General features: G+C 61.6%; 21 protein-coding genes and 2 pseudogenes. 14 read left to right on the top strand and 9 right to left on the bottom strand.

Annotated elements, in window-relative coordinates:
• The first annotated feature begins 96 nt into the window (after window positions 1-96).
• The 4 genes from gabP (at window position 97) to proP (ending at window position 5,306) form a co-directional block, all read left to right on the top strand.
• Window positions 97-1,488 (top strand): GABA permease, encoded by a 1,392-nt coding sequence (gabP, locus tag MRBLPB4O_RS15220; protein ID WP_028613034.1) that lies wholly within the window; start codon window positions 97-99, stop codon window positions 1,486-1,488.
• Window positions 1,489-1,574: 86 nt separating this feature from the next.
• A complete protein-coding gene (locus tag MRBLPB4O_RS15215) occupies window positions 1,575-2,468 on the top strand; it encodes a PA4780 family RIO1-like protein kinase (RefSeq protein WP_341795746.1) in 894 nt (297 codons plus the stop codon).
• Window positions 2,469-2,668: 200 nt separating this feature from the next.
• Window positions 2,669-3,643 (top strand): porphobilinogen synthase, encoded by a 975-nt coding sequence (gene hemB, locus MRBLPB4O_RS15210; RefSeq protein ID WP_016499972.1) that lies wholly within the window; start codon window positions 2,669-2,671, stop codon window positions 3,641-3,643.
• A gap of 160 nt (window positions 3,644-3,803) precedes the next feature.
• Window positions 3,804-5,306: a glycine betaine/L-proline transporter ProP gene (proP, locus tag MRBLPB4O_RS15205; RefSeq protein WP_341795745.1), complete on the top strand. Its 1,503-nt coding sequence runs from the start codon at window positions 3,804-3,806 to the stop codon at window positions 5,304-5,306.
• Here the strand turns inward: proP and MRBLPB4O_RS15200 are convergent, their stop codons facing one another.
• The 4 genes from MRBLPB4O_RS15200 to MRBLPB4O_RS15185 all read right to left on the bottom strand — a co-directional run bounded on the left by MRBLPB4O_RS15200 (window position 5,307) and on the right by MRBLPB4O_RS15185 (window position 9,871).
• Complete coding sequence (locus tag MRBLPB4O_RS15200) at window positions 5,307-6,008, bottom strand: YoaK family protein (protein WP_341795744.1); 702 nt, start codon at window positions 6,006-6,008, stop codon at window positions 5,307-5,309.
• A gap of 9 nt (window positions 6,009-6,017) precedes the next feature.
• A complete protein-coding gene (locus MRBLPB4O_RS15195; protein ID WP_095115087.1) occupies window positions 6,018-6,647 on the bottom strand; it encodes a riboflavin synthase subunit alpha in 630 nt (209 codons plus the stop codon).
• 111 nt (window positions 6,648-6,758) lie between these two features.
• A complete protein-coding gene (treS, locus tag MRBLPB4O_RS15190) occupies window positions 6,759-8,825 on the bottom strand; it encodes a maltose alpha-D-glucosyltransferase (RefSeq protein ID WP_341795743.1) in 2,067 nt (688 codons plus the stop codon).
• A 128-nt stretch (window positions 8,826-8,953) separates the two neighbouring features.
• Complete coding sequence (locus MRBLPB4O_RS15185; protein ID WP_341795742.1) at window positions 8,954-9,871, bottom strand: LysR family transcriptional regulator; 918 nt, start codon at window positions 9,869-9,871, stop codon at window positions 8,954-8,956.
• Window positions 9,872-9,991: 120 nt separating this feature from the next.
• Here MRBLPB4O_RS15185 and MRBLPB4O_RS15180 point away from each other — a divergent pair, with 120 nt between their 5' ends.
• From MRBLPB4O_RS15180 to MRBLPB4O_RS15140, 9 genes are all read left to right on the top strand, one after another.
• Window positions 9,992-10,750 (top strand): 5-oxoprolinase subunit PxpA, encoded by a 759-nt coding sequence (locus tag MRBLPB4O_RS15180; RefSeq protein ID WP_341795741.1) that lies wholly within the window; start codon window positions 9,992-9,994, stop codon window positions 10,748-10,750.
• Window positions 10,751-10,840: 90 nt separating this feature from the next.
• Entirely contained in the window at window positions 10,841-11,728 is an 888-nt protein-coding gene (locus MRBLPB4O_RS15175; RefSeq protein WP_341795740.1) for an allophanate hydrolase subunit 1, read from the top strand.
• Window positions 11,725-12,696: a biotin-dependent carboxyltransferase family protein gene (locus MRBLPB4O_RS15170; RefSeq protein ID WP_063423560.1), complete on the top strand. Its 972-nt coding sequence runs from the start codon at window positions 11,725-11,727 to the stop codon at window positions 12,694-12,696. Before MRBLPB4O_RS15175 ends, MRBLPB4O_RS15170 begins: the two co-directional genes overlap by 4 nt.
• A gap of 217 nt (window positions 12,697-12,913) precedes the next feature.
• Window positions 12,914-13,795 (top strand): type IVB secretion system protein IcmH/DotU, encoded by an 882-nt coding sequence (gene icmH, locus MRBLPB4O_RS15165; protein ID WP_341795739.1) that lies wholly within the window; start codon window positions 12,914-12,916, stop codon window positions 13,793-13,795.
• A gap of 13 nt (window positions 13,796-13,808) precedes the next feature.
• Entirely contained in the window at window positions 13,809-15,884 is a 2,076-nt protein-coding gene (gene tssI / locus MRBLPB4O_RS15160; RefSeq protein ID WP_341795738.1) for a type VI secretion system tip protein TssI/VgrG, read from the top strand.
• Entirely contained in the window at window positions 15,881-16,804 is a 924-nt protein-coding gene (locus tag MRBLPB4O_RS15155) for a hypothetical protein (protein ID WP_341795737.1), read from the top strand. The genes tssI and MRBLPB4O_RS15155 overlap by 4 nt, the downstream gene beginning before the upstream one ends.
• The gene (locus MRBLPB4O_RS15150) at window positions 16,801-20,025 is read left to right on the top strand and encodes a T6SS effector BTH_I2691 family protein (RefSeq protein WP_341795736.1); all 3,225 of its coding nucleotides are present in this window, start codon (window positions 16,801-16,803) and stop codon (window positions 20,023-20,025) included. The genes MRBLPB4O_RS15155 and MRBLPB4O_RS15150 overlap by 4 nt, the downstream gene beginning before the upstream one ends.
• Window positions 20,012-20,830, top strand: coding sequence for a DUF6708 domain-containing protein (locus MRBLPB4O_RS15145; RefSeq protein WP_341795735.1), 819 nt, complete (start codon window positions 20,012-20,014; stop codon window positions 20,828-20,830). The genes MRBLPB4O_RS15150 and MRBLPB4O_RS15145 overlap by 14 nt, the downstream gene beginning before the upstream one ends.
• Entirely contained in the window at window positions 20,827-21,081 is a 255-nt protein-coding gene (locus MRBLPB4O_RS15140) for a PAAR domain-containing protein (RefSeq protein WP_341795734.1), read from the top strand. Before MRBLPB4O_RS15145 ends, MRBLPB4O_RS15140 begins: the two co-directional genes overlap by 4 nt.
• 236 nt (window positions 21,082-21,317) lie before the next feature.
• On the opposite strand, the gene MRBLPB4O_RS15135 is transcribed toward MRBLPB4O_RS15140, so the two are convergent.
• Together MRBLPB4O_RS15135 and MRBLPB4O_RS15130 are read right to left on the bottom strand one after the other, a co-directional pair.
• On the bottom strand, window positions 21,318-22,163 hold the full coding sequence (locus MRBLPB4O_RS15135; RefSeq protein WP_341795733.1) for a TIGR03915 family putative DNA repair protein: 846 nt from the start codon (window positions 22,161-22,163) through the stop codon (window positions 21,318-21,320).
• Window positions 22,154-23,374 (bottom strand): putative DNA modification/repair radical SAM protein, encoded by a 1,221-nt coding sequence (locus MRBLPB4O_RS15130; protein ID WP_341795732.1) that lies wholly within the window; start codon window positions 23,372-23,374, stop codon window positions 22,154-22,156. The genes MRBLPB4O_RS15135 and MRBLPB4O_RS15130 overlap by 10 nt, the downstream gene beginning before the upstream one ends.
• A gap of 145 nt (window positions 23,375-23,519) precedes the next feature.
• On the opposite strand from MRBLPB4O_RS15130, the gene mqo reads away from it, so the two are divergent.
• A complete protein-coding gene (gene mqo, locus MRBLPB4O_RS15125) occupies window positions 23,520-25,097 on the top strand; it encodes a malate dehydrogenase (quinone) (protein ID WP_341795731.1) in 1,578 nt (525 codons plus the stop codon).
• A 19-nt stretch (window positions 25,098-25,116) separates the two neighbouring features.
• On the opposite strand, the gene MRBLPB4O_RS15120 is transcribed toward mqo, so the two are convergent.
• From MRBLPB4O_RS15120 to MRBLPB4O_RS15110, 3 genes and pseudogenes are all read right to left on the bottom strand, one after another.
• On the bottom strand, window positions 25,117-25,296 hold the full coding sequence (locus tag MRBLPB4O_RS15120; protein WP_341795730.1) for a hypothetical protein: 180 nt from the start codon (window positions 25,294-25,296) through the stop codon (window positions 25,117-25,119).
• Between the two features lie 21 nt (window positions 25,297-25,317).
• Window positions 25,318-25,626 (bottom strand): annotated as a pseudogene (locus MRBLPB4O_RS15115) (glycosyltransferase family 39 protein); the annotation flags it as partial.
• Window positions 25,627-25,664: 38 nt separating this feature from the next.
• Window positions 25,665-25,812 (bottom strand): annotated as a pseudogene (locus MRBLPB4O_RS15110) (dolichol-phosphate mannosyltransferase); the annotation flags it as partial.
• Window positions 25,813-25,828: the final 16 nt, after the last annotated feature.

Below are 25,828 nucleotides of genomic sequence, written 5' to 3'. Positions count from 1 at the left end.
ACCATTCAGGGCAGGGCGGGCTTTTTCGCGCCTGCGTCGGCGACCGTGCAGCCGGCGGCCCCAGCGTGGGCATGACAAAAACAACAAGGTAGTGCCATGCAAACCCACAAGAACAATTTGAGTCATGGATTGAAATCACGGCATGTCACCATGCTGTCCATTGCCGGTGTGATCGGCGCCGGCCTGTTCGTCGGCTCTGGTCGTGCCATTGCTGAAGCAGGGCCAGCCACCATCCTGGCCTACATCCTGGCCGGCGGCCTGGTGGTGCTGGTGATGCGCATGCTGGCCGAAATGGCGGTTGCTTCGCCGGATACCGGTTCGTTTTCCACCTATGCCGACCTCGCCATCGGCAAGTGGGCGGGTTATACCATCGGTTGGCTGTACTGGTGGTTCTGGGTACTGATCATTCCCATCGAAGCCAATATTGCCGCCACCATCATCAATTCCTGGGTTCCACAGATGGAGATCTGGGTGCTGTCGTTGGTGATTACCTTGTTGCTGACCGCCACCAACCTGTTCAGCGTGAAGAACTACGGTGAGTTCGAATTCTGGCTGGCACTGGTAAAAGTGGTGGCGATTGTCGCGTTCATTGCACTGGGTGTGTGCGCCATTTTTGGCCTGCTGCCCGGTTCCGGTGTCAGTGGTGTTTCGCGCCTGTGGGATACCGGCGGTTTCATGCCCAATGGTTTCGGTGCGGTGCTGAGCGCCATGCTGATCACCATGTTCTCGTTCCTCGGCGCCGAGGTGGTGACCATTGCCGCAGCCGAATCCTCTGATGCGGGCAAGCATATTTCCAAGGCCACCAATTCGGTGATCTGGCGGATTACCTTGTTCTACATCCTGTCGATATTCATCGTCATCGCGCTTGTGCCCTGGACTGACCCGCGCCTGGCGACCGAAGGTTCCTATGTCACGGTGCTGGATACCCTGGGCGTGGCGAATGCCAAAGCCATCATCGATTTTGTGGTGTTGACTTCGGTGACCAGCTGCCTGAACTCGTCGCTGTATACCGCTTCGCGCATGGTCTACTCGCTGAGCCGCCGCGGTGATGCACCGGCTTGCGCCCAGGTGACCAGCCGCAGTGGCACCCCTGTGGTAGCGGTATTGCTATCCACTGGCGCGGCATTTTTGGCCGTGATCGCCAATTACCTGGTGCCGGCCAAGGTGTTCGGCTTCCTCATGGCCAGCTCGGGGGCCATTGCCTTGCTGGTGTACCTGGTTATCGCGATTTCCCAGCTGCGCCTGCGCCAGCGCCTGACCGCACAGGGCAAGACCCTGGGTTACCGCATGTGGCTGTTCCCGTGGCTCACCTGGGGCGTGATCGTATTCATCTGCAGCGTGCTGGTCGTGATGCTGCTGCGTCCAGACCATCGCCTGGAAGTGGTGTCGACCATGGTGCTGGCTGTGTTGGTGGTGTGTTCCGGCTTGCTGGTCACGCGCCGGCGGGCGCGTGGGGTGCCGATCAACAGCTTAGGGCAGGGCGCCTGATCAGCCTGGCTGAAGACAGACGAGCAAGTCGTCCCCGGCTGTGAGAGGATGTCGACCATCACAGCCAGGACCCCGAACACAGCCTGATGAAGACACCCAAAAGAATCGAACCCCTGATCGAAGACGGCCTGGTCGACGAAGTACTGCGGCCGCTGATGAGTGGCAAGGAGGCCGCCGTGTACGTGGTGCGCTGCGGCAACCAGGTGCGCTGCGCCAAAGTCTATAAAGAAGCCAACAAGCGCAGTTTCCGCCAGGCTGCCGAATACCAGGAAGGCCGCAAGGTGCGCAATAGCCGACAGGCCCGGGCCATGGCCAAGGGCAGCAAGTTCGGCCGTAAAGAAGCCGAAGATGCCTGGCAGAACGCCGAAGTTGCGGCATTATTCCGCTTGGCCAGTGCGGGTGTGAGGGTACCGAAGCCCTACGACTTCCAGGACGGCGTGCTGTTGATGGAGTTGGTGACCGATGCCGATGGCGACGCCGCCCCACGCCTGAACGACGTGCACCTGGAAGCCGAGGATGCCCGCACGTTCCATGCCTTTGTCATTCGCCAGATCGTCCTGATGCTTTGTGCGGGGCTGGTGCATGGTGACCTGTCCGAGTTCAACGTGCTGCTCGGCCCGGACGGCCCTGTAATCATCGACTTGCCGCAGGCCGTGGATGCAGCCGCCAACAACCACGCCTTCAGCATGCTGCAGCGCGATGTGGACAACATGGCCCATTATTTCGGGCGCTTTGCCCCGGAGCTGAAAAGCACCCGGTATGCGCAGGAGATGTGGGCGCTGTTCGAGGCCGGTGACTTGCTGCCCGACAGCCCGTTGACTGGGGTGTTCGCAGATGACGAACATGAAGCTGACGTGTCCGGGGTGATGCGCGAGATCGACGCCGCCCGTCTGGATGACGCACGCCGCCGTGCAGCGCGTGACGAGGCCGAGCATGGCGCGGTCAAGGCAGAGGAGCCCATGCCGCCCTGGTTGCAATAAGGTGTTGCAGGCGCCTCACATCTTTGTGGGGCTTTCCCGAAGCTGTGCTGTCTCTGCGTGAGCGGGTTCACCCGCGAAGGGGCCGGCACAGGCAAACCCGGCCGTTACCATTGACGCAAGACACAATCTCGTCATTTAGCCTTTTCACTGGCGCGCGACAGGCATAAGGTATACGCCGTTCAAAATGCCCTGGAGCTGTCATGTCCAACCAATTCCCGTCCGTTCGTCCACGCCGCCTGCGCCAGAACGAGTCCCTGCGCACGATCTTCCAGGAAACCGAATTCCGCCTGGAAGACCTGATCCTGCCGATCTTCGTCGAAGAGGGCATCGATGACTTCGTGCCGATCTCCAGCATGCCTGGGGTCAACCGCATCCCCGAGAAGCTGCTGGCCCAGGAAATCGAGCGTTACGCCCGTGCCGGTATCAAGTCGGTGATGACCTTTGGCGTGTCGCACAACCTGGACGCCACCGGCAGCGACACCTGGAACGAAAACGGCCTGGTTGCGCGCATGTCGCGCATCTGCAAGGACACCGTGCCGGAAATGGTGGTGATGTCCGACACCTGCTTCTGCGAATACACCAGCCACGGCCACTGCGGCGTGCTGCATGACCATGGCGTGGACAACGACGCCACCCTGGCCAACCTGGGCAGACAGGCGGTCATTGCCGCCGCTGCCGGTGCCGACTTCATCGCCCCGTCGGCGGCAATGGACGGCCAGGTACAGGCCATCCGTAGCGCGCTGGATGGTGCCGGTTTCCACGACACCGCGATCATGGCCTACTCCACCAAGTTCGCCTCGTCGCTGTATGGTCCGTTCCGTGAAGCCGGAGGTACCACGCTGAAGGGCGACCGCAAGAGCTACCAGATGAACCCGATGAACCGCCGCGAAGCCGTGCGCGAATCGCTGCTGGACGAGCAGGAGGGTGCGGATGTGCTGATGGTCAAGCCAGCGGGCGCCTACCTTGACGTGATCGCCGACATCCGCGCTGCCTCGCGCCTGCCGTTGGCGGCGTACCAGGTGAGTGGCGAGTACGCGATGATCAAGTTCGGCGGCCTTGCGGGCGCCATCGATGAAGGCCGGGTGGTGCGTGAAAGCATCGGCGCGATCAAGCGTGCCGGTGCCGACCTGATCCTGACCTACTTCGCCATGGACCTGGCGCGCGAAGGTATCTGAGGCCAGGCCTTCGGTAAAACAAGCCGCTGCAGTTGCAGCGGCTTTTCTTTGTGCGCTGTCGGTGATGCCGCGCAAACACACAAAAAATCATTAAGCGCTGAATTATTTAGTGTCCCGTTGTATCTGATCCCTTAGAGCATTCATCGACAGGGATACGGGTATGAAACCTCGCAAGAAAAAAGTCCAGCCAATCGGCCTGAAGGACATCACCATCGTCGACGACGCCAAGATGAAAAAGGCGATCACCGCTGCCGCACTGGGCAATGCGATGGAGTGGTTCGACTTTGGCGTCTACGGCTTCGTGGCTTATGCCCTGGGCAAGGTGTTTTTCCCCAACGCCGACCCCAGCGTGCAGATGATTGCGGCGCTGGCCACCTTCTCGGTGCCGTTCCTGATCCGGCCATTGGGTGGGCTGTTCTTCGGCGCCTTGGGCGACAAGTTCGGGCGGCAGAAAATCCTCGCGGCGACCATCGTCATCATGTCGCTCAGCACCTTCGCCATCGGCCTGATTCCGTCCTATGCCAGCATCGGCATCTGGGCACCGATCCTGTTGTTGCTGGCCAAGATGGCCCAGGGCTTTTCGGTGGGCGGCGAGTACACCGGCGCCTCGATCTTCGTGGCCGAATACGCCCCCGACCGCAAACGCGGTTTTCTCGGTAGCTGGCTGGACTTCGGCTCGATTGCCGGCTTTGTGCTAGGCGCGGGCGTGGTGGTGCTGATTTCCACCATTCTGGGCGAAGAAAAGTTCCTTGAATGGGGCTGGCGCCTGCCGTTCTTCCTGGCCCTGCCGTTGGGCATCATCGGCCTTTACTTGCGCCATGCGCTGGAAGAAACACCCGCGTTTCAGCAGCATGTCGACAAGCTGGAGCAGGGCGACCGCGAAGGCCTGGCCTCCGGGCCCAAGGTGTCGTTCAAGGAAGTGGCCACACAGCACTGGCGCAGCCTGGTGACTTGCATCGGCGTGGTGATTGCCACCAACGTCACCTACTACATGCTGCTCACCTACATGCCCAGCTACCTGTCGCACAACCTGCATTACAGCGAAGACCATGGCGTGCTGATCATCATTGCGATCATGGTCGGCATGCTGTTCGTGCAGCCGGTGATCGGCCTGCTCAGCGACAAGTTCGGCCGCCGGCCGTTCATCATCGTCGGCAGCGTTGGCCTGTTCGCCCTGGCCATTCCGGCGTTCATGCTGATCAACAGCGGCGTGCTGGGGGTGATTTTTGCCGGGCTCCTGATCATCGCCGTGCTGCTGAACTTCTTCATCGGTGTGATGGCCTCGACGCTGCCGGCAATGTTCCCTACGCACATCCGCTACAGCGCCTTGGCAGCCGCTTTCAACATTTCGGTGCTGATCGCCGGGCTTACCCCGACCCTCGCTGCCTGGCTGGTGGAGAGCACGGGCGACCTGTACATGCCGGCCTACTACCTGATGGTGATCGCCGCTATTGGCCTGCTGACCGGGCTGACCATGAAGGAAACCGCCAACAAGCCGCTGCGCGGCGCGGCACCGGCGGCGTCGGACATCGAAGAAGCGCGTGAGCTGTTGCAGGAGCACCACGACAACATCGAGCAGAAGATCGAGGACATCGATGCGCAGATTGCCGAGCTGGAAGCCAAGCGCGAGACGCTGGCACAGCAGCACCCGCGCATCGATTGATCAGCGCGGCATGTAGCCACGCTGCCAGCCGCGTGGGATGAACCGCGACACCAGGGCCAGCACACAGGCCAGCCCGCAGCTGCCAGCCAGTGCCTGCAGGCCCAGGCGCTGTTGCAGCCAGGCGCCCAACGCGGCGCCCAGCAGCATGCCGGCCCAGGGCACCAGTTGCACCCGCCAGCCGTTGCGCCGCTCGCCCATCAGCCAACGCCCCAGGCCACGGCCGAAGCGGGACAGGGCGCCGGTGACGTAAGTCAGGCCGATGGGCAGGCCGTTCACCTGTTCAACCACGGCATTGATCATGCCCATGGCCAGTGTGGCGGCCAACAATGCCGGGAAGGTGGCCGCCGCCGGCCACGCCGCTGCGAACGCCAGCAGTACCGCAACCATCAGCAACACGGGCCAGGCCCGGCGGCGCAAGCCACGGGCCAGCAGCACGCCCAGCGCATTGCCAGCGACGAAGCCCAGTATCGCGCCACTCAGGCGCAGCACCAGGGCAAGGTCTGCCTCACTGATGGCCACGGCCAGGCGTGTGGTATTGCCACTCATGAACGACACGAAGTCACCCAGCGCCAGCAGGCCGATGGCATCGGTCATGCCAGCCAGCACCGACAAACCAGCAACCAGGCCAAGGCCGACACGGCCACGCAACACTTGCAGGCGTAGCCGCCTGGCCGTGCGCGCGGGGAGGGCGTTAGGCAGCATGGGCAGGCCTCAGGGCAGCAGTTTTTCGCGGGCCAGGGTGCCTTTGATGGTGCGTTCTACCACATCAACCAGCACCATGGTCTGGTGATCGACCTCGATATTGAGCTGATCGCCGGCCTTGTAGCTGGCAAAAGTGGTCTGGCGCAGGGTTTCCGGGATCAGGTTGATGGTGATGACGTTGTCGTCGACATCGGCGACGGTCAGGCTGCAGCCATTGACCCCGATGAAACCGCGTGGGAACACGTACTTGCCCCATTCCGGGGGCATGCGGAACTTGATGAAGGCGCCGGTTTCCTTGATCGACAGTTCGACGATTTCGGCGGTGGTGGCGATATGGCCGGCCATCAGGTGGCCACCGACTTCGGCGTTCATTTTCGCCGAACGTTCAATGTTGACCCCCTGGCCCGCCTTGAAGAAGCGTAGGTTGGTGCGTTCGAGAGTGGCGGTCATGGCGTCGAACCTGACTTGGGTGCCGGCGATTTCGGTGACCGACAGGCAGGTGCCTTCGACACTGACGCTGGCGCCGATCTTCAGCTCGTCGAGCAGCTCCGGTGTGAGGTCGATGGTGAACTGGTTGTGGCCCGGGTAGGTGGTCACATCAAGCAGAGGGCGAACGGCCTGGACGATGCCGGTGTACATGGTGTTGCTCCTGGGCACGGAAAAGAAATCTCCCGAACGCTATGCCCGTAGCGTTGTAAATGCAAGACCGACCTGCCCCTCTGCTGCTGCACCGCCTTAGCCCGGCGCCATTTACACATGTCCACTGCTGTTGACGATTCGCAGGCACAGAGCCTCGTACGGGTCCAGGTTCACCAGCAGTCGTCCGTCCTCGGTCAGGTCCCCTTCGACCGTTTCGTTGATCATGTCCACTACCGGCCCCGGCGTGAACCCGGTCAACTGCAATTCCTCGGCAATTACTTCCTGGCCAAAATTCAGCGCACTGATCTGGATACCGCGCCCGGATGGCAGTTCATGAACCATCACCAGCAACCCTGGACTGCTGACTTCAGGTACCAGCACCTGGCGGCTGGTGGCGATGCCATAGGCCTGTCGCACTGCCAGCAGTTTCTTCACCTTGCAGGCAAACGAATCACCACGGTCCAGCTGGCGGTCGAGGCTGCCATACAATGCCTGGGCCCGCGGCATTCCGCGCACTGATTCCTCGGCCTGTGGGGCGAGCCCGGCCAGATCGTAACCGCCTCGGTGAATCCAGCGGGTATCGCCATCCAGCATCCGTTGCGCGACCGCTTCGGCGGGCAAGGGCAGGGCGCCGACCAAGTCCCAGCCGGACAGCGCGACCACCCCAGGCTGCATGGCGTTGTACATGACCAGCAGCAGGTGCACTTTCTGGATCAGCTCGATTTCGGCTGCGCCGATCTGCTCAAGGTCGCGGATGCCCAACGCCGCGGCGATCAGGCTGGCCGTGGTGCAGGCAATGCCGTTGGTCACGAAGCGCAGGTTGTAGGGGGCGTGCTCGCCCGAGAGCCGTTCGTAGATTTCTTCACGGATATGTTCACGCAAAATACTCCCTGGCAAGGTCTGGCCCTTGTACAGGTACATGTCGTGGGCGTGCAGGGTCCAGAAATGCACCAGTTCCACGGTCAGCTCGTCGTGGTTTTGAAGGGCATGGATCAGCGAGGCCGGGTCGATGCCGAAGGCGTGCATTTCCTTGAGCATCAGGCGCAGGAACTCAGTGTCACCGGTCAGCAGCGCATGCTGATAGGCCGGCCGGGTGATGAAGTCGTAGGACAGGTCGGCCCCGCCCTTGGACATCTGCGCGATGTCGTCCAGGGTCAGGTTCAGTTCCTGGAAGCTGAAGCCGCCCGCCTTGCGGATCATGCCGCCGATCAACTGGTTGCCGACGATCGACAGGGGGTGGCTTTCTGACCAGGCGGTGCCGCTGGCCCGCGTTTCCACGCCCAGAAAACCGTTGGCGTCCAGGCGCAGGCCGCGCGCGCCCAGGCAGTCCAGGGCGTGCAGGGCATCACCAATGATCATTTGCTGGGCGGCGAAGGTTGGGTCCAGCCAGTTCAGCGAGGGTTGGCCGTCCTTGAAGTAGTGCAGGTAGACCCAACGACGGGTTTTGCCATCGACACCGGTGATGGGCGGCGTGACGCTCCAGTCGGTTTCCTTCACACCGGGCTCGAAGAAGATCACCCGTTGTAACTGACCGACGATGTAATGGCGGGCTTTGAGCTCGTCGCACTGGGCCGGCAGCAGGTTGACCGAATCCCGGCCGTTGGGCACCTCTGGCAGTAGCGGCCAGTCTTCTTCGCGGATTTCGACCATGTGGTACAGCCCCGGGTAAGGCCCGTGGGCCATCTCGGCCAAGCGGAAGTCGGCACCTTTGCCGGTGTGCGAGGGAATCAGGTCGTCGATGGTCACGGCATTGTGCGCGGCGGCCATGCGGCTCATCTGCACCAGTTCCTGCTCGCTGCCGTACAGCGGGTCGATATCGAAGCTGATGCGGTCGAAGTTACCGTCCACGCTGGGGGTGAGTTCGCGGCCACGGAGGCCGCCGGACAACTTGATCGGGCCAGTGTGCAGGCCTTGAATGCCGATCTCCGACAGGCGCTTCCACAGCGCTTCGTGGGCCAGCGCGCCAAGCACGGAGCAGTCTTGCGGCGCGATAATGGCGTCGGGGTAGACGGTCAACCAGACCGAGGCGATTTCAGTGGCGCGGCGGGGCTGGGCTTCGGCGTAGGGCTGTTGCCACAGGCGTGACTGCCCTGAATACAGGCTGGCCCGCTCTTGGGAAGCCTTGAGCATGGCGCGGTCTTCGAGCCATTTGACGTATGACGGGTCGGGCTGGGTCATTTCGCGTCCTCTTTGCGTGTCGGCACCGGCTCAGGTTATGACGGCATTGTGGCCTGATCGTTCGGCTGAAACCTGTGATGGCCTCTTCGCGGGTTTACCCGCGAAGAGGCCGGCCCTGCCAGTACCCCTCAGCGCCGGGCGGACAACTGCTGGGGCGCCAGGAACGCATCATGGAAGTAATTACGCACGGCCTGCATCGCCGGGCTGAATGCCCGCTCACGGTGCCAGGCCAGCCCTACACTCATGGGTGTGACCGGGTCGCTGATGGTCACCGTCTCGATGCGCTTGCCCTCCAGCGACCAAGGCCTGTGCACCAGATCTGACAAGATCGCCACACCACTGCCATTGGCAACCATGCTGCGCACGGCTTCCACCGAACTGGTCCGCACCCGCACGCTCGGGCGCTGCCCGGCCAGTTCCCAATAACGCATGGCGCTTTGCTCGGCCTCGTCTACGGTCAGCAGGATGAACGGTTCGCAGGCCACATCGGCCAGGCTTACAGCCGAGCGCTCGCACAGCGGGTGGTGGCCGGGCAGCCACAGCCGGCGCTCGGAGTTGAACAGGGTTTCGGAGACGATGTCGGGGTGGGTGAGGTTGGCCGTGAGCACAACCGCCATGTCGAAACGCCCCTCCAGCAAACCTTGCTCGATGGCGCTGCGCTCCTGCTCGTACAGCTCCAGGGTCACATCCGGGTGCCAGTGTTCCAGGCGCTGCAGGTGGTGTGGGAGGAAGTAGCCGATCACTGTGTAGGTTGCCGCCAGGCGCAGCAGGCCGCTGGCGCGCACGTTCGGCAGCGGGCTGTTCAGTGCGTCGTCAACACTGCGCAGAATCACGTAGGCGCGGTTCAGGAAGTGCCGGCCGGCCTCGGTCAGGCTCATGCCTTGGGCCGAGCGCTGGAACAGCAGCACGCCAAGCATGGCTTCCAGTTCCTTGATTGCCGTGGTCACCGCCGACTGGGAGATGTTCAGGTGGATGGCTGCCTGGGAAATCTGGCCGATCTCGGCGGTGGCAACGAAGTAGCGGACCTGGCGCAGGGTCAGTGACACGGTTGGCTCCTGAGGTATCTGATTTTCCGAAGATACCCTATCTGTTTATAGATCTTCCCAAGGGGGTAAGGAGACTCTAACGTGGCTTGCATGCAGTCACAAGCACCAGGAGAGACAGTCATGCAGGTGGTGGATTTCAACTCGGACATGGGTGAGGGATTTGGTCCGTGGACCATTGGCGACGGCGTCGACAATGAGCTGATGGGCTACATAAGCACGGCCAACATCGCCACGGGTTTTCATGCCGGCGACCCCGGCACCATGCGCCGCACCGTCGAGCGGGCCAAGGCCCTGGGCGTGGCGGTGGGTGCGCACCCGGGCTTTCGTGACCTTGTCGGTTTTGGCCGCCGGCATATCAACGCGCCAGCCCAGGAACTGGTCGACGACATGCTCTACCAGCTGGGTGCACTGCGCGAAATTGCCCGTGCCCAAGGGGTACGCCTGCAGCACATCAAGCCGCACGGTGCCCTGTACATGCACCTGGCGCGTGACGAGGAAGCTGCCCGCCTGCTGGTGGAAAACCTGCGGGTGATAGAGCCGGAGCTGCTGTTGTACTGCATGCCGGGTTCGGTGATCTGCCGTATTGCCAAGGCGCTTGGCCAGCCGGTGGTTCGCGAGTTCTACGCCGACCGTGAGTACGACCTGAGCGGCTCGATCGTGTTCACCCGCAATGTGCGGGGCCATGAGCCCAACGCGGTTGCCGAGCGCGTGTTGCGGGCGTGCCAGCAGGGCCTGGTGCGCACGGTCGAGGGGCAGGACCTGGCCATCGAATTCGATTCCATCTGCCTGCACAGTGACACCCCCGGCGCTCTCGACCTGGTCGAGGCCACGCGCAGGGCGCTGGACGCGGCCGGTATTGTGGTGCGCGCGCCACGCTGAGTCCGTGAGGCATCCGTCTGGCACAAGCCGGAGCCCGTGTATTTTATTTTCGCCTGCCTTTCTATAAAGATTCCAAGAAAAGGAACAGTCATGGCCGAACCGCTTGCTACAACCCCGATCCGCTACAGCTTCGGCGCAGACGAGCACCTGTTTGCTGAAGTCAGCGACAGCATGTCGCTGGAAGCCTTTTTCAAGGGCATGGCCGTCACCCGCGCCGTTGAACGGCTGGCTCTGGATGGCGTGCTGGACGTGTGCCTGGCAAATGCCTCGTTCCAGATCCGCTTCGACCCCGACCGCATCGCGCCGCAGGCGCTGCTTGAAGCGGTGCAAGGTGCCGAGGCCGAGGCTGTGGCCGATCGCTCGTTGCAGACGCGGATCATCGAGATCCCGGTGCTGTACAACGACCCCTGGACCCATGAAACCCTGATGCGTTTCCGAGACCGCCACCAGGACCCGGCCAGCACCGACCTGGAATACGCGGCGCGCATCAATGGGCTGGCCGATGTCGACGCCTTCATTGCCGCCCACAGTGGCGCGCCCTGGTTCGTATCGATGGTCGGTTTCGTCGCCGGCCTGCCGTTCATGTTCCAGATGGTCGAGCGCGAGCGGCAGTTGCAGGTGCCTAAATACCTGCGCCCGCGTACCGACACGCCCAAACTCACCCTGGGCCATGGTGGTTGCTTCGGTTGCATCTACTCCGTGCGCGGTGCAGGGGGCTACCAGATGTTCGGCGTCACCCCGGCACCGATCTACGACCCTCGGCAAACACTCAACTACCTGAAGGCGCACATGGTGTTTTTCCGCCCGGGTGACATCGTGCAGTTCAAGCCCATTGATCGCCGGGCCTACGACCAGGCAGTGGCAGATGTGGAAGAGGGCCGTTTCGACTTGCGTATTCGCCCGGTCGAGTTCTACCTGGATGCCTTCCTTGCCGACCCGGTAGGTTACCCCAAGTCGCTGCAGGAGGTACTGGCATGATCAAGGTACTCAAACCCGGCCTGGCCACCTCGGTGCAGGACCTGGGCCGTGAAGGCTACTACCACCTGGGCATTCCGCCGTCCGGTGCACTCGACCAGTACGCCCTGCGCGCGGCCAACCACCTGGTGGGCAACCCGGCGGGCGCAGCAGCCCTTGAGTGTGCGCTGGTGGGGCCGGAGCTGGAGTTCCAGCAGGATGCGCTGGTGGCGGTCTGCGGTGCACAGATGCCCGCTTTGCTGGATGGCCGCGAGCAGCGCCCCGACACGGCATTTACCGTGCGCGCAGGGCAGGTGTTGCGCTTCGGTTTCCCCACGGCGGGCGCCCGTGCCTACCTGGCCGTTGCCGGTGGCATTGATGTACCTGAGGTGCTCGGCAGCCGTTCAACCTACGCGCTGGGGGCATTGGGCGGGTTCCAGGGGCGCAAGCTGATGGCAGGCGACGTGCTGCCGGTCGGTGTGCCCAGCGGCAAGACGCGCGCCGGTGCGAGCCTGCCCATGGCCCTGCGCCAGGCCCTGGGCGGCGAGGTGGTGGTGCGGGTGGTGCCGGGGCTGTACTTCCATCGCCTGACCGAGGCCGCAGCGCAAAGCTTCTTCACCCAGGCCTGGACAGTCGGATCCGAAGCGGACCGTATCGGCTATCGCTACAAAGGCGGCAGCGCCTTGAGCTTCCAGCCGCGGGAGCAACCGTTCGGTGCCGGCTCGGACCCGTCGAACATCGTCGATAGCTGCTATCCGATCGGTTCGATCCAGGTGCCAGCGGGGCTGGAGCCGATCATCCTGCACCGTGATGCGGTGTCGGGTGGCGGCTACGCCATGATCGGCACGGTGATCAGCGCCGACCTCGACCTGATCGGCCAGATGCAGCCCAACCAGCAGGCAAGGTTCCTGGCGGTGAGCCTGGAGCAGGCGCTGGAGGCGCGGCGATCATACAAGAAGAAACTGGCCTGCCTGGCCAGGCTCTTTGGCTGAGTGCGACGCGCTTGTGGAAGGGTTGTGCGATCCCTGCAGGAGCGGAAAACCCGCTCTTTCAGGGCGCTATTCTTTAGCAGGATGTTGCCAGGGAAACGTTTGGAAACTTGATTCAGAGAAGGATCCTACAAGCATTTGGGAAGCCCCAGACTCCTTGGAGAATTGATTCCCCGATAGTGTTCATGTCTTCAGTTTGCTGGAAGACAAGGACCACTTCATGCCCGGCCCATCCGATCTACCTCCGGTAAAATCCGGGGGCGCTATCGATGCCCATGACCTATCAGAAAGCAGCGTCTACGCGATGCTTGAAGTGCCGGAGGGTACTGATTCACCCTATCCGGCTGACCAGGGGCAGCGGGCAGGAGACCCAGATTTCGAAGGTTACCCCGCCGACCCGCACTTCCAGCTGCGTGGCGGCTTCGAAAACCTGATGCTCGATGCGGCAAGCCCGCTGTTCGGACTGGTCATTCGCCTGCGTACCCTGGATGACCTGCCCAACCTCGCCGACGTGCACAAGACCGTGCAAAACCAGGTCAGCAACATTCGCGAAGAAATCCAGCAGCACGGGTACCCCATCGTGCACCAGGAAGTCTATTCCTATGCCCTGTGCCTGTACCTGGACGAGGCCGTGATGAGCCGCCCGTGGGGCAACAATTCGTGCTGGAGCCACGAGCCGCTGCTCAGCATCTTCCACGACGAAACCCAGGGCGGCGAGAAGATCTTCGTGCTGCTCGAACGGGTCATGCAGGCGCCCAGGGAGTTCCAGGATGTACTGGAGTTCCTGTACTTCTGCTTCTGCTTGGGCCTCAGGGGCAAGCATGCGCTGGACCCCAAGTGCGAAGACATCATCAACGCCTTGATCTCGCGCATGCACACGGTCATCCGCGAACTGCGTGGCCCCACGCCGCAAGAGGTGTGCGACCCCTACAGCAACGTCGTTCATTGCCCCCACCGCCCGCGACGCTGGGAGTGGCCCTGGTGGAGCCCGCTGGTGATCTCCGCCGTCGCCATGGTCTGCGCTTACAGCTACTACAGCTACCGCCTCGACCTGCTCACCGCCGAAGTCCTGGAATCGCTCAACGCGATTTTGCAGCAGTAGCAGGGGCCGCCATATGCCAAGCCAATCCGATTTGCGCTTTACCTTCCAGCCGCTGGCTGGCCGGAGTGAATTCGAAGTGGTGTCGTTCGAACTGGACGAAGCGATCAGCACGCCGTTCCAGCTGAAGCTGGAACTGGTCAGTTTCGAAGACGATGTCGACTTTGGCCAGTTGCTCGACAAGCCGGTGCTGTTCACGATCTGGCGCGGCGAGCGCCCGCTGCGTTACGTGCACGGCCTGGTCAGCACCTTCAGTCAGGGTGAAACAGGCTTCCATCGCACCCGTTACCGCGCCCTGGTCGAACCCGTGCTGGCCCGCGCCGGGCTGCGCTCGAACTGGCGCATCTTCCAGCAGAAAACCGTGCCACAGATTCTCGAGATCATGCTCAAGCGCCAGGGCATCACCGGCTACGAGCTGAGAAGCATCGACAAGCATGAGGTGCGCGAGTTCTGCGTGCAGGCCGGTGAAACCGACCTCGACTTCATCGCCCGCCTGGCCGCCGAAGAGGGTTTTGTCTACCGCTTCGAGCACACGCCAAAACTGCACAAGCTGCTGATCACCGACCGGCTGCTGGGGCTGGGGCAGATCAGCCAGGGCGCCATCAAGGGCGATGACGAGGACGAAGGTTTCTTTGACGACGACACCGACCCCAACCAGGTGCTGTACCACGCCAACAGCGGCGGCGACCAGGCCAGGCCTTGCCTGCGCCGCCTGCGTTACAGCGAGCAGGTACGTACCGCGCGCCAGGTGCAGCGCGACTACACCTTCACCCACCCGGCCTACCGCCAGGAGCAGCGTGCCGAGGGCAGCGACCTCAAGCACCAGTCCACCACGTACGAGCGCTTCGACTACCCCGGCCGCTACAAGCGCGGAGCCGTCGGCGCCCCCTTCACCGCCACCCGCATCACAGCTTTGCGCCATGACGCCCGCATGGCCGAGGTGGAAGGCGACGACGTGCGCCTGCAGCCGGGGCTGAGCTTCACCCTGATCGGGCACCCGCGCGAAGACCTGAACATGCATTGGCGGGTAACCCGTATGCACCATGAAGGCACCCAGTTCACCAGCCTGCAGGAAGAGGCTGCGGGTGCCCAGCAAGGCACCCGCTACACGCAGGCAGCCGTGCTGGTGCCCGGCAGAACCGAATGGCGCCCGGCGCCGTTGCCCAAGCCGCGCATCGACGGCCCGCAGATGGCGACGGTGGTAGGGCCCAAGGGCGAGGAGATCTACTGCGACCAATGGGGCCGGGTGAAGGTCAGCTTCCCCTGGGACCGGGAAAGCCAGGACAACGAGTTCAGTTCCTGCTGGGTACGCGTGTCGCAAGGCTGGGCCGGCGGCAGCTGGGGTTCGATGGCCATTCCGCGCATTGGCCAGGACGTGATCATCCAGTACGTCGACGCCGACCCGGACCAGCCGATGATCACCGGGCGCACCTACTGTGGCAATCAGCTGCCGCCATATGACCTGCCCAAGCACAAGACGCGGATGACCATCAAGAGCCAGACCCATAAGGGCGATGGCTTTAACGAACTGCGTTTCGAGGATGAACTGGGCAAGGAGGAAGTGTTCATCCATGCCCAAAGGAACCAGGTCAATGTGGTGGGCAATGACGAAACCACGACTATTGGGCGCAATCGAGTGGGGCAAGTTGGCCAGGATGAGCAACTGACCATCGGCAACAACTTCCGTCAGGACACGGCCCGCGACCATACCCAGGTCATCGGGCAAAACAGCCGTGTGAACATCAAGCATGACCTGAACGAACAAGTGGGCAACAACCGCAGCGAGTCAACGGGCGCCAACCAGCGGGTTGTCATCGGCAACAACAGCGAGCTTGTGATCAAAGGGGCTCAATCGATCAGCGTCGGGCAGGGGGTGCAAACACGCACGACGGTCTACCAGTTGCTGGCCAGTGAACGCATCGAGTTCAGAAGCCCTGGCGGCAGCATCGTGCTGGATGCACAGGGCATTACCATCAACGGCTTGACACTCGATCTGCAGGGGCAGACCAAGGCGGTAGCGAAGGGGGATGGCAATAGCCAGTCACTTGAGTTCACGGCTGATGGCAGTAACAAGTGCGAGGTCAAGGCATGAATATCGAGAACCTGGCCCGCAGCATTGAAGGGCACCATGCGGCGCATTTGCATTGCCATGTACTGATAGACCCACTAGCGGTTGCGGCTAGAAGCGACCATAACTTGCTTGCTCGACTGCGCGAAACGTTGGGCGAAGCAGCGTTGACGCGTGTGCACAGGGCCGATCTGGCCCATGCGCCTCACCTGCACCCGGTATTGGCCTGCCTGGCCTCGCCCGGATCTTTTCCCCGCAGTGACTTGCTCGAGCTGACGGCTCGAGCAGCGTACAGAGGGCTGCACCAGCACCGACGCTACTTGAGTGGCTGGCTGTTCAGCGAGGCAACACCGGCCACGGTAGCCGCCCACCTCACGGCCATGTGCCAAATACCCGATGCCAAGCGCCACTTCAACTTTTACCCAGTCTATGAACCCGTTCGCCTGGAGCTGCTCGCGGCAACGTTCAAGCAGGTCGAGCATGGCCCGTGGTGGCCGATCAACAGCTGGTTGTTCCTGAGTAGCGGTGGAAGGTTGGCCCACCTCAAAGGGCAGGGCGGACCGCGGCACTCTTTGCCGGAGCCTGCCCGGCGGATTCAGGAGGATGTGGCGTTGGTCGAGCGCGTGCTGGCTGTCTGGAGAGTGCTGCGTGCGGGCTCGGAGGGCGCGAGCCAGTGCCAGATACCGCCATTAGCCGCCGTGCGTGTATCCAACCATATTGACGACGCACGAGCGTTGGGCCTGAGCGCAGAGGAGGACATCACGGTTTTCGCTCTTCATCACCTGTGCATCCATCCCAAGCTGAATACCGTTGCTGCAGTGCGCAGCCTGGTTGAGGCAGCCGTCAACGATCGCCGTCCTCTTGCCCCAATGCTCGCTCGTTATTCCGAGGCGCAATGGCGTCGCGTGATCGATCCCCTCCCAGTAAACGAGAGGCGCTTATGACCATCAGTCAACGTATCGCCATTGCGACAGCCGAAGCCGGGCTCCCTTCTGACCAGTGCATGGCCTGCGAACGCCAGGGCCTGCCGATCCTGCCGCTGCGCCGCGCCCTGGTCCCGGATGCGCGCCCAGGTTGCGTCACCACCGTCGCCGGTAGCCTGCACGTTTCAGCCAAGATGGGCCTGCGTACCTTGCGCATGGGTTACCTGTATGTGCTGCTGGACCAGCAGGTCTGGCAGGCCTACGAAGTCAGCGAACAGGGCCACCTGCGCCGCTTCAATCCCTACGAACCGTCAGACGGCTTACCCGCGTCGCTGCCCGAAAAGTGTGTGAATGAGAACCACGATATCCCTTCGGCCTTCCTGAACATCGATACCGACCGGTATGGCACAGCCTGGCTGGCCTTCTCCAGCGATGCCTGGCCGGTCAGCGTGCTGAATGCCTACAAGAAAGGCCAGGCGCCTGCGCACCGCTTCGAGGGGGTCGACCTCACGCAAGCCCGCAAGAATCCTGAGTTGCTGGGCATCGCCATGACGCCGGACAACCTGCAGGTCGACAAGAAAGTATTTGAGTATACCCAGCGCGGCTGCGCACCGTTCGACAGTGCACACGGTTTTCACAGCCGCTGGCTGCGCCGGTTTGCGATGCGCGGCTATCTGGACAACGCGATGAACCGGCACAAGCTGGAGAACGGCGTGCTGGCGGTGGTGCTCGACGATACCGTTGGCCTGATTCAGGAACTCAACCATCAGCGGTTGAACTGGGTGGTGAAGCGCCAGGTCTGGCGTGAAGACCCCATGCGCGCCTACCAGTTGCAGACCTCGCAGATCCTCCAAGCCATTCGCGCCACGCACCGGGAGTGGGCGGCGCAGAAGGTGCCTTCGCTGGAGCCGATGGCGGGTAGAGGGCCGTTTGTACCGATTGACCCTACGGTAGAGCGGCCGCGTATGGTCGAGCAAGCGATGAAGGACAGCGACGATAAACTCGAACAGCGCTACCACGAACCGCAACGGGCGGCGTTCCAGGCCGGGTATGACCAGCAGGAAGCCGAGTTTCAGCGCTACATCGACAAGGACGCCCGTGCTTACGCCGTGCTGTTCGACACGCCCATGTTCAAGGTGGCCGAGCAGTACGACTACGACGGCGATCATCGTGAGTCTGGCGTGGCGTATGCCAAGACCATGGCGCTGTGCCTGGGTGGCGGCATTACCGAGGCGATTGTGCCTGGCGCGGCTGCTGCGGCCGGCACCAGCGAAACCCTCTGGCTGAAATGGCTAGAGGATCCAGACAGCCCACCCTACCGCGCATTGCTGATGCGCGACCGTACGTTGTTGGCTGGCCTGCTTCCCAGCTTTTCTGCTGCCGAAACCATTAACTGGAATGACAGCGACAAGCTTTACTCGATGCTGAGCAAGATCATCGCCAGCGACGATGCCGGCTTGCGCATGCGCAACACCCTCAAGCAAGCCATTGCCGAAACCCAAGGCGCGCTCAACGCCGCCAGCCAACGCTTGTCGCCCAATTTGCCACCTGGCATTCAGACCGCCGTGCGGCACCTGAACAGTGCAACCCAGTTCCTTTACAACGGCGTGCACCTGATCGAGCTGGAAGTGAAGATGAAACTGGGCGAGTACTACGCCTTGCAGAGTGCTCATCTACGCGAATTGCAGCACAAGGCCAATGCCTCGATTGCCGAGGCCAGGGACCGGATGCATCGCAACATCGATGACATCGACATCCATTCGACCAAGGCATGGAACAAGGTGCGGCCGATCATTCAGCACGGGCTGATGAGCCTGGCAGTGCTCGACCCGCGGTTTACCAACACCATGATCAGTGTGTCGGTATGGGTCGAGGGTACCGCGGCGGATGTGCAGGGTCGGTTGTTTGAGGAAGCCAGCATGAAGGTGACCCAGGCGAGCAGCTTGGCGGAGCGGGCGTTGGTGGATATCTCGGTGGCGGCGGGGACGCTAGAGCCGGATGCGCGAAAGGTGTTCCAGAGGATGAAGATCACTTCGCAGCAGGCGGCGGAGTTGGTGCGAACTGGGTTTCGCGGGTTGCGTGGAGTGGCAGGAAGCTGGGAAGTACTGCTGGCGATTGGAGGGCTGTACTTGCAATACGACAGCCTGAGCAGAAACCAAGAGAAGACGGAAGCCGAGATTGGTCCGAAGGCCCATGAAGCGCAGTTGGCGTTGCAAGGCTCAACGCTGGGAGTGCTTGGGGGGCAAATCGAGTTGATTGGGCTAATCATGAGATCTGGTGTTAACCACGAAAGCATATCGGGGACTAGAGGTGTCGTAGCTGCCGGAGAGATCATCATAAAACTTGGTGCGGTTATAAGCTCTGTTGCTTGTATCTTCGACATGGCTCAAGCAGTCGCTGCTAGTCAACGTGCTAAGGCGGTTGGAGATAGTGCGGCACAAAAGCAGCATATGCAGGCTGCAGCGCTTTATGGTTCTGGCTCTATAGCGTTTGCGGTAGCAGTTTTTAAGACGTCTTTGCTTGGGCCTTTAGGTCTGGCTGTAATACTGATGCTAACAGCATATGCGCTTAGCAAGCATGCAGAAGTAAACGAATCTTCCTCGCTAGAACGTTGGGCAAAGCGATGCTGCTTTGGAAAGGCTGATGAAATACCACCTGTGCACTGGGGAACTCCTGAATATGCAGACATTGCGTTTGCAGAGCTCAATGCAGCCACTTTGGGTGTAAAGGCGGTGCTGCATTTCGAATCGAGCCTCATAACCGATCCTGCGGCGCCACGGATAGGGGGGCTGATCGCGCTGGAAAGGGAGCAAAAACTGAAATTTCAAATAACTTTGCCGAGATATAGAGAAGAGGCTTCAGCTTATCGTTGGAATTTGATTGTGCATCGCTATGGAGATGGCGATTTTCCTGATTTTACGGGCGGAGAACTCATTCTTGCTGACGAGTTTCAAGCTTCATCTGTCGACCCTTTAACCAAATTTGTTAACTTTTCAGGGTTCGCGAAGCCGCGTTTGCCTGACTATAAAGTCGGTTCTGGTTTTGACAAAAAAATGCATGTCGCTGCAATAGGCGCGTATGAAGCAGCTAGTTTGGAGGTGTCTGGTGTTGTGGGCCTTATGCCAACGATAGGGAGTCACTCCGTTGTTGCGGCTACATTGCTGCTAATGTATTGGCCTGATCGAAATATTGATAGCGCATATGTCGAGGTGTGTAGTCGGAGGCTAAATGATTCAGCATGAACCAAAGGGATTGCGGAAGCGAGCTTTAGGCTGGAGTCGCGACCTTCCGCAGGTTGATGAGATGCCAACACCCCGCTTCACTTTAGGGGACATCAAGCCTTCACCAAACCATATCGATGATGTGTATCTGGAGCTGCCTCGGTCCAGCATCATTTTGCGTGGTGTTATAGCTTTGATCAGCATTCCGATCCTAATGTTTCAGGTTGGTTTGATGGCATGGATATATTGGGGTTTGTTTAGTGAAGGTTGGGTGGATGATTGGTTGACAAACGCTCTTGGATTTTTGGTTCCCATTGTTTCGATTTGGGCTATTGTGCCATTTGCTAAGCTAGATTTAGTGCTTCCAAGAGACGAGCCCATTCGCTTTAATCGTCTGCGAAGGAAGGTCTATTTCTATCAATTCCGATACCACTACGTTTACTTGTTCAGCCGTAAGCACTGGGGTGTAAAACCTGTCGCCTACAATTGGGACGACGTAACCGCCGAAGTTTACCGCGTCTACGCTCCCGGCCACGGCGGCCTTATCGAAAACGTCAAGCTGTCTGTCCGCAACCCGGAAACCAACGAAGTCATCGATCGCGTGGAGTTCGCCTCCAACCTATACAAGGGTGAAGCCTACTGGGCCATCGCCCGGCTGTTCATGCAACAAGGCCCCGAAGCCTTGCCGAAGTTCGTGCACCCACCCCGCGACTGGAACGATGACGATGGCTTGAGCCACATGCATTGCCTGGCGCCGAAGGTTCATTGGCCGGAGGCCATAGATCGCGAATCCCGTACTGCACCCTCCGAGGGAGAATTCCAATGAACCCGGTTGTACTTGTAGGCCACCAACACAACTGCCCGCTGCATGGGGTTAACCAGGTAGAAAGCGGCAGCGCTACGTATACGTTTAACGGCAGGCCGGTCGCCAGGGTAGGTGACCGGACCACCTGTGGCGCGGTGATAGAGAGTGGGGCAGGGCATTTCCTGATCGAAGGTGGGGCGGTGGCCCGCAAAGGCGACCGGACGGATCACGGTGGTGTGCTTGAGGAAGGGGATGCTGGGTGGCTGCTATAACTTTAATCAAACATTGAAGTGGATGGCACCGGCTACGCCGGTGTTCGCGGCTAAAGCCGCTCCCACAGAAAGCGGGTCTGATCAGGACTCACGCTCTATCTGTGGGAGCGGGCATGCGCGCGAAGCAGGCAACGCGGTGGATGGCACGGGCTTCGCCCGTGTTCGCGGGAGCGCCCGCTCCCACAGTGATCGTGCAAGCTTTAAGCGCCATGTAAGACAGCGTGAGAGAGTTATTTTCAGCTATCTGCTGGCGCGTTGATCTTTTTGCCGGGTTTCGCGCCAACTTCAAGTGCTTGGCCGTCCCGCTGTTTGCCTTGGCGGGCCAGGCCTTCGAGTTGCGGTATCAGCATGCCTTCCGGCAAATGCCGCCAGAACCGCCCGGGCATGTGCAGGCGCAGGGCATCGGGGTTGAGGCGGGCGGGGTTGAAGGTGTGGCGGTAGTAGGTGCGCCATAGTTCGGCGCCTGGGTCTTCAGCGTTGCGCGCCCATTGTTGCCAGCGCTCGGGGCATCGGCGTTGGTAATCGAACACCTGGCCGTCGAACCGAATGCCATCCTGTGGCGTGGCGATTAACCAGCGCAAACGCCCCAGGCGGTCAGCAAAATGTGGGCTGGCACTTTCCAGAATGTCATGTGCCGGTTCGTGGTACGCGACCAGATCAAGTTGCAGGCGTTCTGCCAACGCCTCTGGCAACGGTACGAAGCGCACAAACGCATGCAGGTGATGCGCCTCTCGGCTGACTTGCTTGATGCGCCGTTGCAGTTCACTGCCCAATCGGTCGCCCGCCAGCATGGCCGTGCGGTCACCATGGGCCACCCGCCAGAGCACTTCGTACAGCAGGTTCCAGCGTTGCTCGCCGCAGTAACGGGCAGCCTGTTCCAACTGGTTCAGCAGCGCGGCAGGCACCTTGGCGCGAAAAGGGCCAGGGCCTTCGGGGGGCGACGCAGGCACCGCCAGCAGATCTGCCATCGGGCCTTGTGACCAGGTGACTTGCGACGGGTCGATGCCATGCCCCAGCAACACGCGGGCCTGATCCCGCCAAGTGGCGAACCGGTCATCGCAGTCGAGCGCAATCATCCCCACAGCCCCATCTGCACCGGCGCTTGCGGCTCACGCAAACGCGCCCGCAGCAAGCCGCTGCGCAGCTCGGACTGAGCGGGGCGGTAATCGCTGGTGACGATGAACGGCCGTGCCTTGTCCAACACGCAGCGCAACTGGATCAGGTCGTCATAGCGGACGCGCCGTTCCCGGCGCAGCGCGACCAGGCGCTGTACGCTGCGCAGGCCGATACCGGGAATACGCGCGAGCAGCGCAGGCTCGGCGCGGTTTACATCCAGCGGAAAAATGTCGCGGTTGGCCAGCGCCCAGGCCAGTTTGGGGTCGATGTCCAGCGCCAGGTTGCCGCTCTGGCCCAGTAGTTCACCTGCCTTGTAGCCGTAGCCACGCAGCAGGAAGTCGGCCTGATACAGGCGGTGCTCGCGCAGCAGCGGCGGTGCAGCCAGGGGCACGCTGCCCGGGCTGTCGGGGATCGGGCTGAAGGCGGAATAGTACACGCGCTTGAGGCCGTAACCCTGGTACAGCGACTCGGCATTGCGCAGCAGGGTGCTGTCGTCGGTGCTGTCGGCGCCGACGATGACCTGGGTGCTTTGCCCGGCAGGGGTGAAGCGCGGGGCCTTGGGTTCGTTGGCCACGGCTTGCTGGCCCTGGTAAATGACCCCCATGGCCTGGCGGATGGTGTGCGCCTGTTTTTCCGGCGCCAGGCGCTTGAGGCTGGCGTCGGTGGGCAGTTCGATATTGACGCTGAGGCGGTCGGCCAGGCGGCCGGCCTCTTCGATCAGTAGCGGGTCGGCATCGGGGATGGTCTTGAGGTGAATGTAGCCACGGAAGTTATGCTCTTCGCGCAACAGCCGGGCAACCCGGATCAGTTGCTCCATGGTGTAGTCCGCCGAACGGATGATGCCGGAGCTGAGGAACAGGCCACTGATGCAATTGCGTCGATAGAAATCCAGGGTCAGGCGCACCACTTCCTCAGGGCTGAAGCGCGCGCGGGGGACGTTGCTGGAACGGCGGTTCACGCAGTACTGGCAGTCATACAGGCAGAAGTTGGTCAACAGTACCTTGAGCAGCGACACGCAACGGCCGTCGGGGGTGTAGCTGTGACAAATGCCCATGCCATTGGTGGCGCCCAGGCCGTCGCCGCCGCGCGAATTGCGCTTGGGTGCACCGCTGCTGGCGCAAGATGCATCGTACTTGGCGGCGTCGGCAAGGATGCCGAGTTTGGCGATGAGTTGCATGGGGCTGTCTCACTGTACTGAATATTCATACAGTATTTTGAGATGTGTCTGATTGCAAGTGGTTGTGCGCCAGCCATGCCCGACTAAATCCGTCAGCTAAGCTTGTGGCTGGACTTACGGATAGCAACGAGGCGCGGAAAAGGTTATGAAAATTACCCTGAAGCCGGAGCTGGCGCTGGCCGGGCTGGCCTTGGCCTTTGGCATGCTCAATGCCCAGGCCGCAGAAACCAGGAAGGTCGATGTGATGCTGGTAGGCGGCGGCATCATGAGTTCTACGCTGGCGGTCTGGCTCAACGAACTGGAGCCGGGCTGGTCGATGGAAATGGTCGAGCGCCTGGACAAGGTCGCCGAAGAAAGCTCCAACGGCTGGAACAACGCCGGCACCGGCCACTCGGCCCTCGCCGAACTCAACTACACCCCGGAAAAAGATGGCAAGATCGACATCAGCAAGGCGGTGGAGATCAACGAGTCGTTCCAGGTCACCCGCCAGTTCCTGGCCTGGCAGGTGAAGCAGGGGGTGTTGAAGAACCCGCATTCGTTTATCAACACCACCCCTCACATGAGCTTCGTCTGGGGGGACGACAACATCCGCTTCCTGAAAAAGCGCTACGAGGCGCTGCAGGCCAGCCCGTTGTTCAAGCCCATGCAGTACTCCGAGGACCATGAGCAGATCCGCAAGTGGGTACCGTTGATGATGGAGGGGCGCGACCCCAACCAGAAACTGGCGGTAACCTGGACGCCGATTGGCACCGACGTCAACTTTGGCGAAATTACCCGGCAGTACGTGGGCTATCTGCAGACCCGGCCGAACTTCGACCTCAAACTGTCCACCGAAGTACAAGACATCACCCGTAACGACGACGGCTCGTGGCATGTCGAGTACAAGAACCTCAAAGATGGCAGCAAGGCGGCCACCGACGCCAAGTTCCTGTTCATTGGTGCCGGCGGCGCGGCGTTACCCCTGCTGCAGAAGTCGGGCATCGACGAAGCCAAGGACTATGCCGGTTTCCCGGTCGGCGGTTCGTTCCTGGTCACCGACAACCCGGCTATCGCGCAGCGTCACATGGCCAAGGCCTATGGCATTGCCGCCACCGGTGCGCCGCCCATGTCGGTGCCGCACCTGGATACCCGGGTACTCGATGGCAAGCGCATGATCCTCTTCGGGCCGTTCGCCACCTTCTCGACCAAGTTCCTCAAGCAAGGCTCGCTGCTCGACCTGCTTGCCAGTACCAGCGTGCACAACGCCTGGCCGATGGTGCGGGTCGGGGTACGCGAGTTTGACCTGGTCCAGTACCTGATCGGCCAGGTGCTGCAATCCGACAATGACCGCTTCGAAGCGCTGCGCACCTACTTCCCCGAGGCGAAGAAGGAAGACTGGCGGCTGTGGCAGGCGGGCCAGCGGGTACAGATCATCAAGAAGGACGAGGCATTGGGTGGCGTGCTCAAGCTCGGTACTGAGGTGGTGATGTCCAGGGACGGTAGCATCGCCGGGTTGCTGGGTGCCTCGCCGGGTGCCTCTACCGCGCCACCGATCATGCTTGATGTGCTCAACAAGGTGTTCAAGGACAAGGTAGCAACGCCGGAATGGCAGGGTAAGATCAAACAGATCATCCCGTCCTACGGAACGCGCCTCAACGACCACCCCGACCAGGTATTGAAGGAGTGGGCGTACACCAACGAGGTGCTGCAACTCGATCCGCCAGCCGGCACCGCTACGCCGTAGCACGACGGGGGCGCAGGTTTTAACGAGCGACGGGCGCGTCTGCCCAGGCAAAGCGGTAGACGTGACCCGGGGCAGCGGTTTGGCAATGGCCGTTGTCGGCATCGGCACCCACCACATACCACTCGGCCCGCGAAATTTCGTTGAGGTAGGCCAGCTCCGCTGCGCCACCGCCCTGGGCGATCGACACCAGCAGGGGCACAAGCCACACCGCGCATCAGAAACCCAGCGTCACCCATAGGCACAGGAAGCTGTCGATCTGCCCGGTGCGCAGGATGCTGTAGCTCTGGTAGGTGGCCAGGAACAGCAAGGCGGCGATCACGCCGATGCGGCGGTTCCACAGGCGCCGCCCCAGGTCGTGCAGCACCCAGGTGATGGTTGCCGCCGACATCAACCCGGGCAGGTAGAGGGCAACCTTGGGCGAGCCGGTCAGTTGGCTGAACAGGGCCCCGGTTCACATGAACAGCGGCGGCTTGTCGCCTTAGATTTCCGCTGCCCGGTGGGGGATGAACCAGTTGCCGCTTTGCAGCATTTCCAGGGCTGGTCGTTCTGGCCGTCTGGCCAGCCACTGCCGCAGGCCGCCTGCGCGGCATGCCACAGTGAGGTGCTCTGGCTCTTCGGCGGCCAGTGCGGCGCGTATTTCCATCAACAGTGATGGCAGGTTTTCGACCTCGTTCCTGGCGGGGATCAGTACCGAGAGGTCAAGTGGATCTGTCATGAGGCTACCTGTGGTC

The sequence above is a fragment of the Pseudomonas sp. LPB4.O genome, assembly GCF_038383825.1.
GTDB classification, from domain to species: Bacteria; Pseudomonadota; Gammaproteobacteria; order Pseudomonadales; family Pseudomonadaceae; genus Aquipseudomonas; species Aquipseudomonas putida.
The sequence above is the reverse complement of the archived record's forward strand: the minus strand, read 5'-3'. Positions and strand labels throughout refer to the sequence as shown.

What these genes read in the sequence shown, in the direction of transcription:
- gabP (WP_028613034.1), top strand. Translation starts at nt 97, where the DNA reads ATGCAAACCCACAAGAACAATTTGAGTCATGGATTGAAATCACGGCAT.
- MRBLPB4O_RS15215 (WP_341795746.1), top strand. Translation starts at nt 1,575, where the DNA reads ATGAAGACACCCAAAAGAATCGAACCCCTGATCGAAGACGGCCTGGTC.
- hemB (WP_016499972.1), top strand. Translation starts at nt 2,669, where the DNA reads ATGTCCAACCAATTCCCGTCCGTTCGTCCACGCCGCCTGCGCCAGAAC.
- proP (WP_341795745.1), top strand. Translation starts at nt 3,804, where the DNA reads ATGAAACCTCGCAAGAAAAAAGTCCAGCCAATCGGCCTGAAGGACATC.
- MRBLPB4O_RS15200 (WP_341795744.1), bottom strand. Translation starts at nt 6,008, where the DNA reads ATGCTGCCTAACGCCCTCCCCGCGCGCACGGCCAGGCGGCTACGCCTG.
- MRBLPB4O_RS15195 (WP_095115087.1), bottom strand. Translation starts at nt 6,647, where the DNA reads ATGTACACCGGCATCGTCCAGGCCGTTCGCCCTCTGCTTGATGTGACC.
- treS (WP_341795743.1), bottom strand. Translation starts at nt 8,825, where the DNA reads ATGACCCAGCCCGACCCGTCATACGTCAAATGGCTCGAAGACCGCGCC.
- MRBLPB4O_RS15180 (WP_341795741.1), top strand. Translation starts at nt 9,992, where the DNA reads ATGCAGGTGGTGGATTTCAACTCGGACATGGGTGAGGGATTTGGTCCG.
- MRBLPB4O_RS15175 (WP_341795740.1), top strand. Translation starts at nt 10,841, where the DNA reads ATGGCCGAACCGCTTGCTACAACCCCGATCCGCTACAGCTTCGGCGCA.
- MRBLPB4O_RS15170 (WP_063423560.1), top strand. Translation starts at nt 11,725, where the DNA reads ATGATCAAGGTACTCAAACCCGGCCTGGCCACCTCGGTGCAGGACCTG.
- icmH (WP_341795739.1), top strand. Translation starts at nt 12,914, where the DNA reads ATGCCCGGCCCATCCGATCTACCTCCGGTAAAATCCGGGGGCGCTATC.
- tssI (WP_341795738.1), top strand. Translation starts at nt 13,809, where the DNA reads ATGCCAAGCCAATCCGATTTGCGCTTTACCTTCCAGCCGCTGGCTGGC.
- MRBLPB4O_RS15155 (WP_341795737.1), top strand. Translation starts at nt 15,881, where the DNA reads ATGAATATCGAGAACCTGGCCCGCAGCATTGAAGGGCACCATGCGGCG.
- MRBLPB4O_RS15150 (WP_341795736.1), top strand. Translation starts at nt 16,801, where the DNA reads ATGACCATCAGTCAACGTATCGCCATTGCGACAGCCGAAGCCGGGCTC.
- MRBLPB4O_RS15145 (WP_341795735.1), top strand. Translation starts at nt 20,012, where the DNA reads ATGATTCAGCATGAACCAAAGGGATTGCGGAAGCGAGCTTTAGGCTGG.
- MRBLPB4O_RS15140 (WP_341795734.1), top strand. Translation starts at nt 20,827, where the DNA reads ATGAACCCGGTTGTACTTGTAGGCCACCAACACAACTGCCCGCTGCAT.
- MRBLPB4O_RS15130 (WP_341795732.1), bottom strand. Translation starts at nt 23,374, where the DNA reads ATGCAACTCATCGCCAAACTCGGCATCCTTGCCGACGCCGCCAAGTAC.
- mqo (WP_341795731.1), top strand. Translation starts at nt 23,520, where the DNA reads ATGAAAATTACCCTGAAGCCGGAGCTGGCGCTGGCCGGGCTGGCCTTG.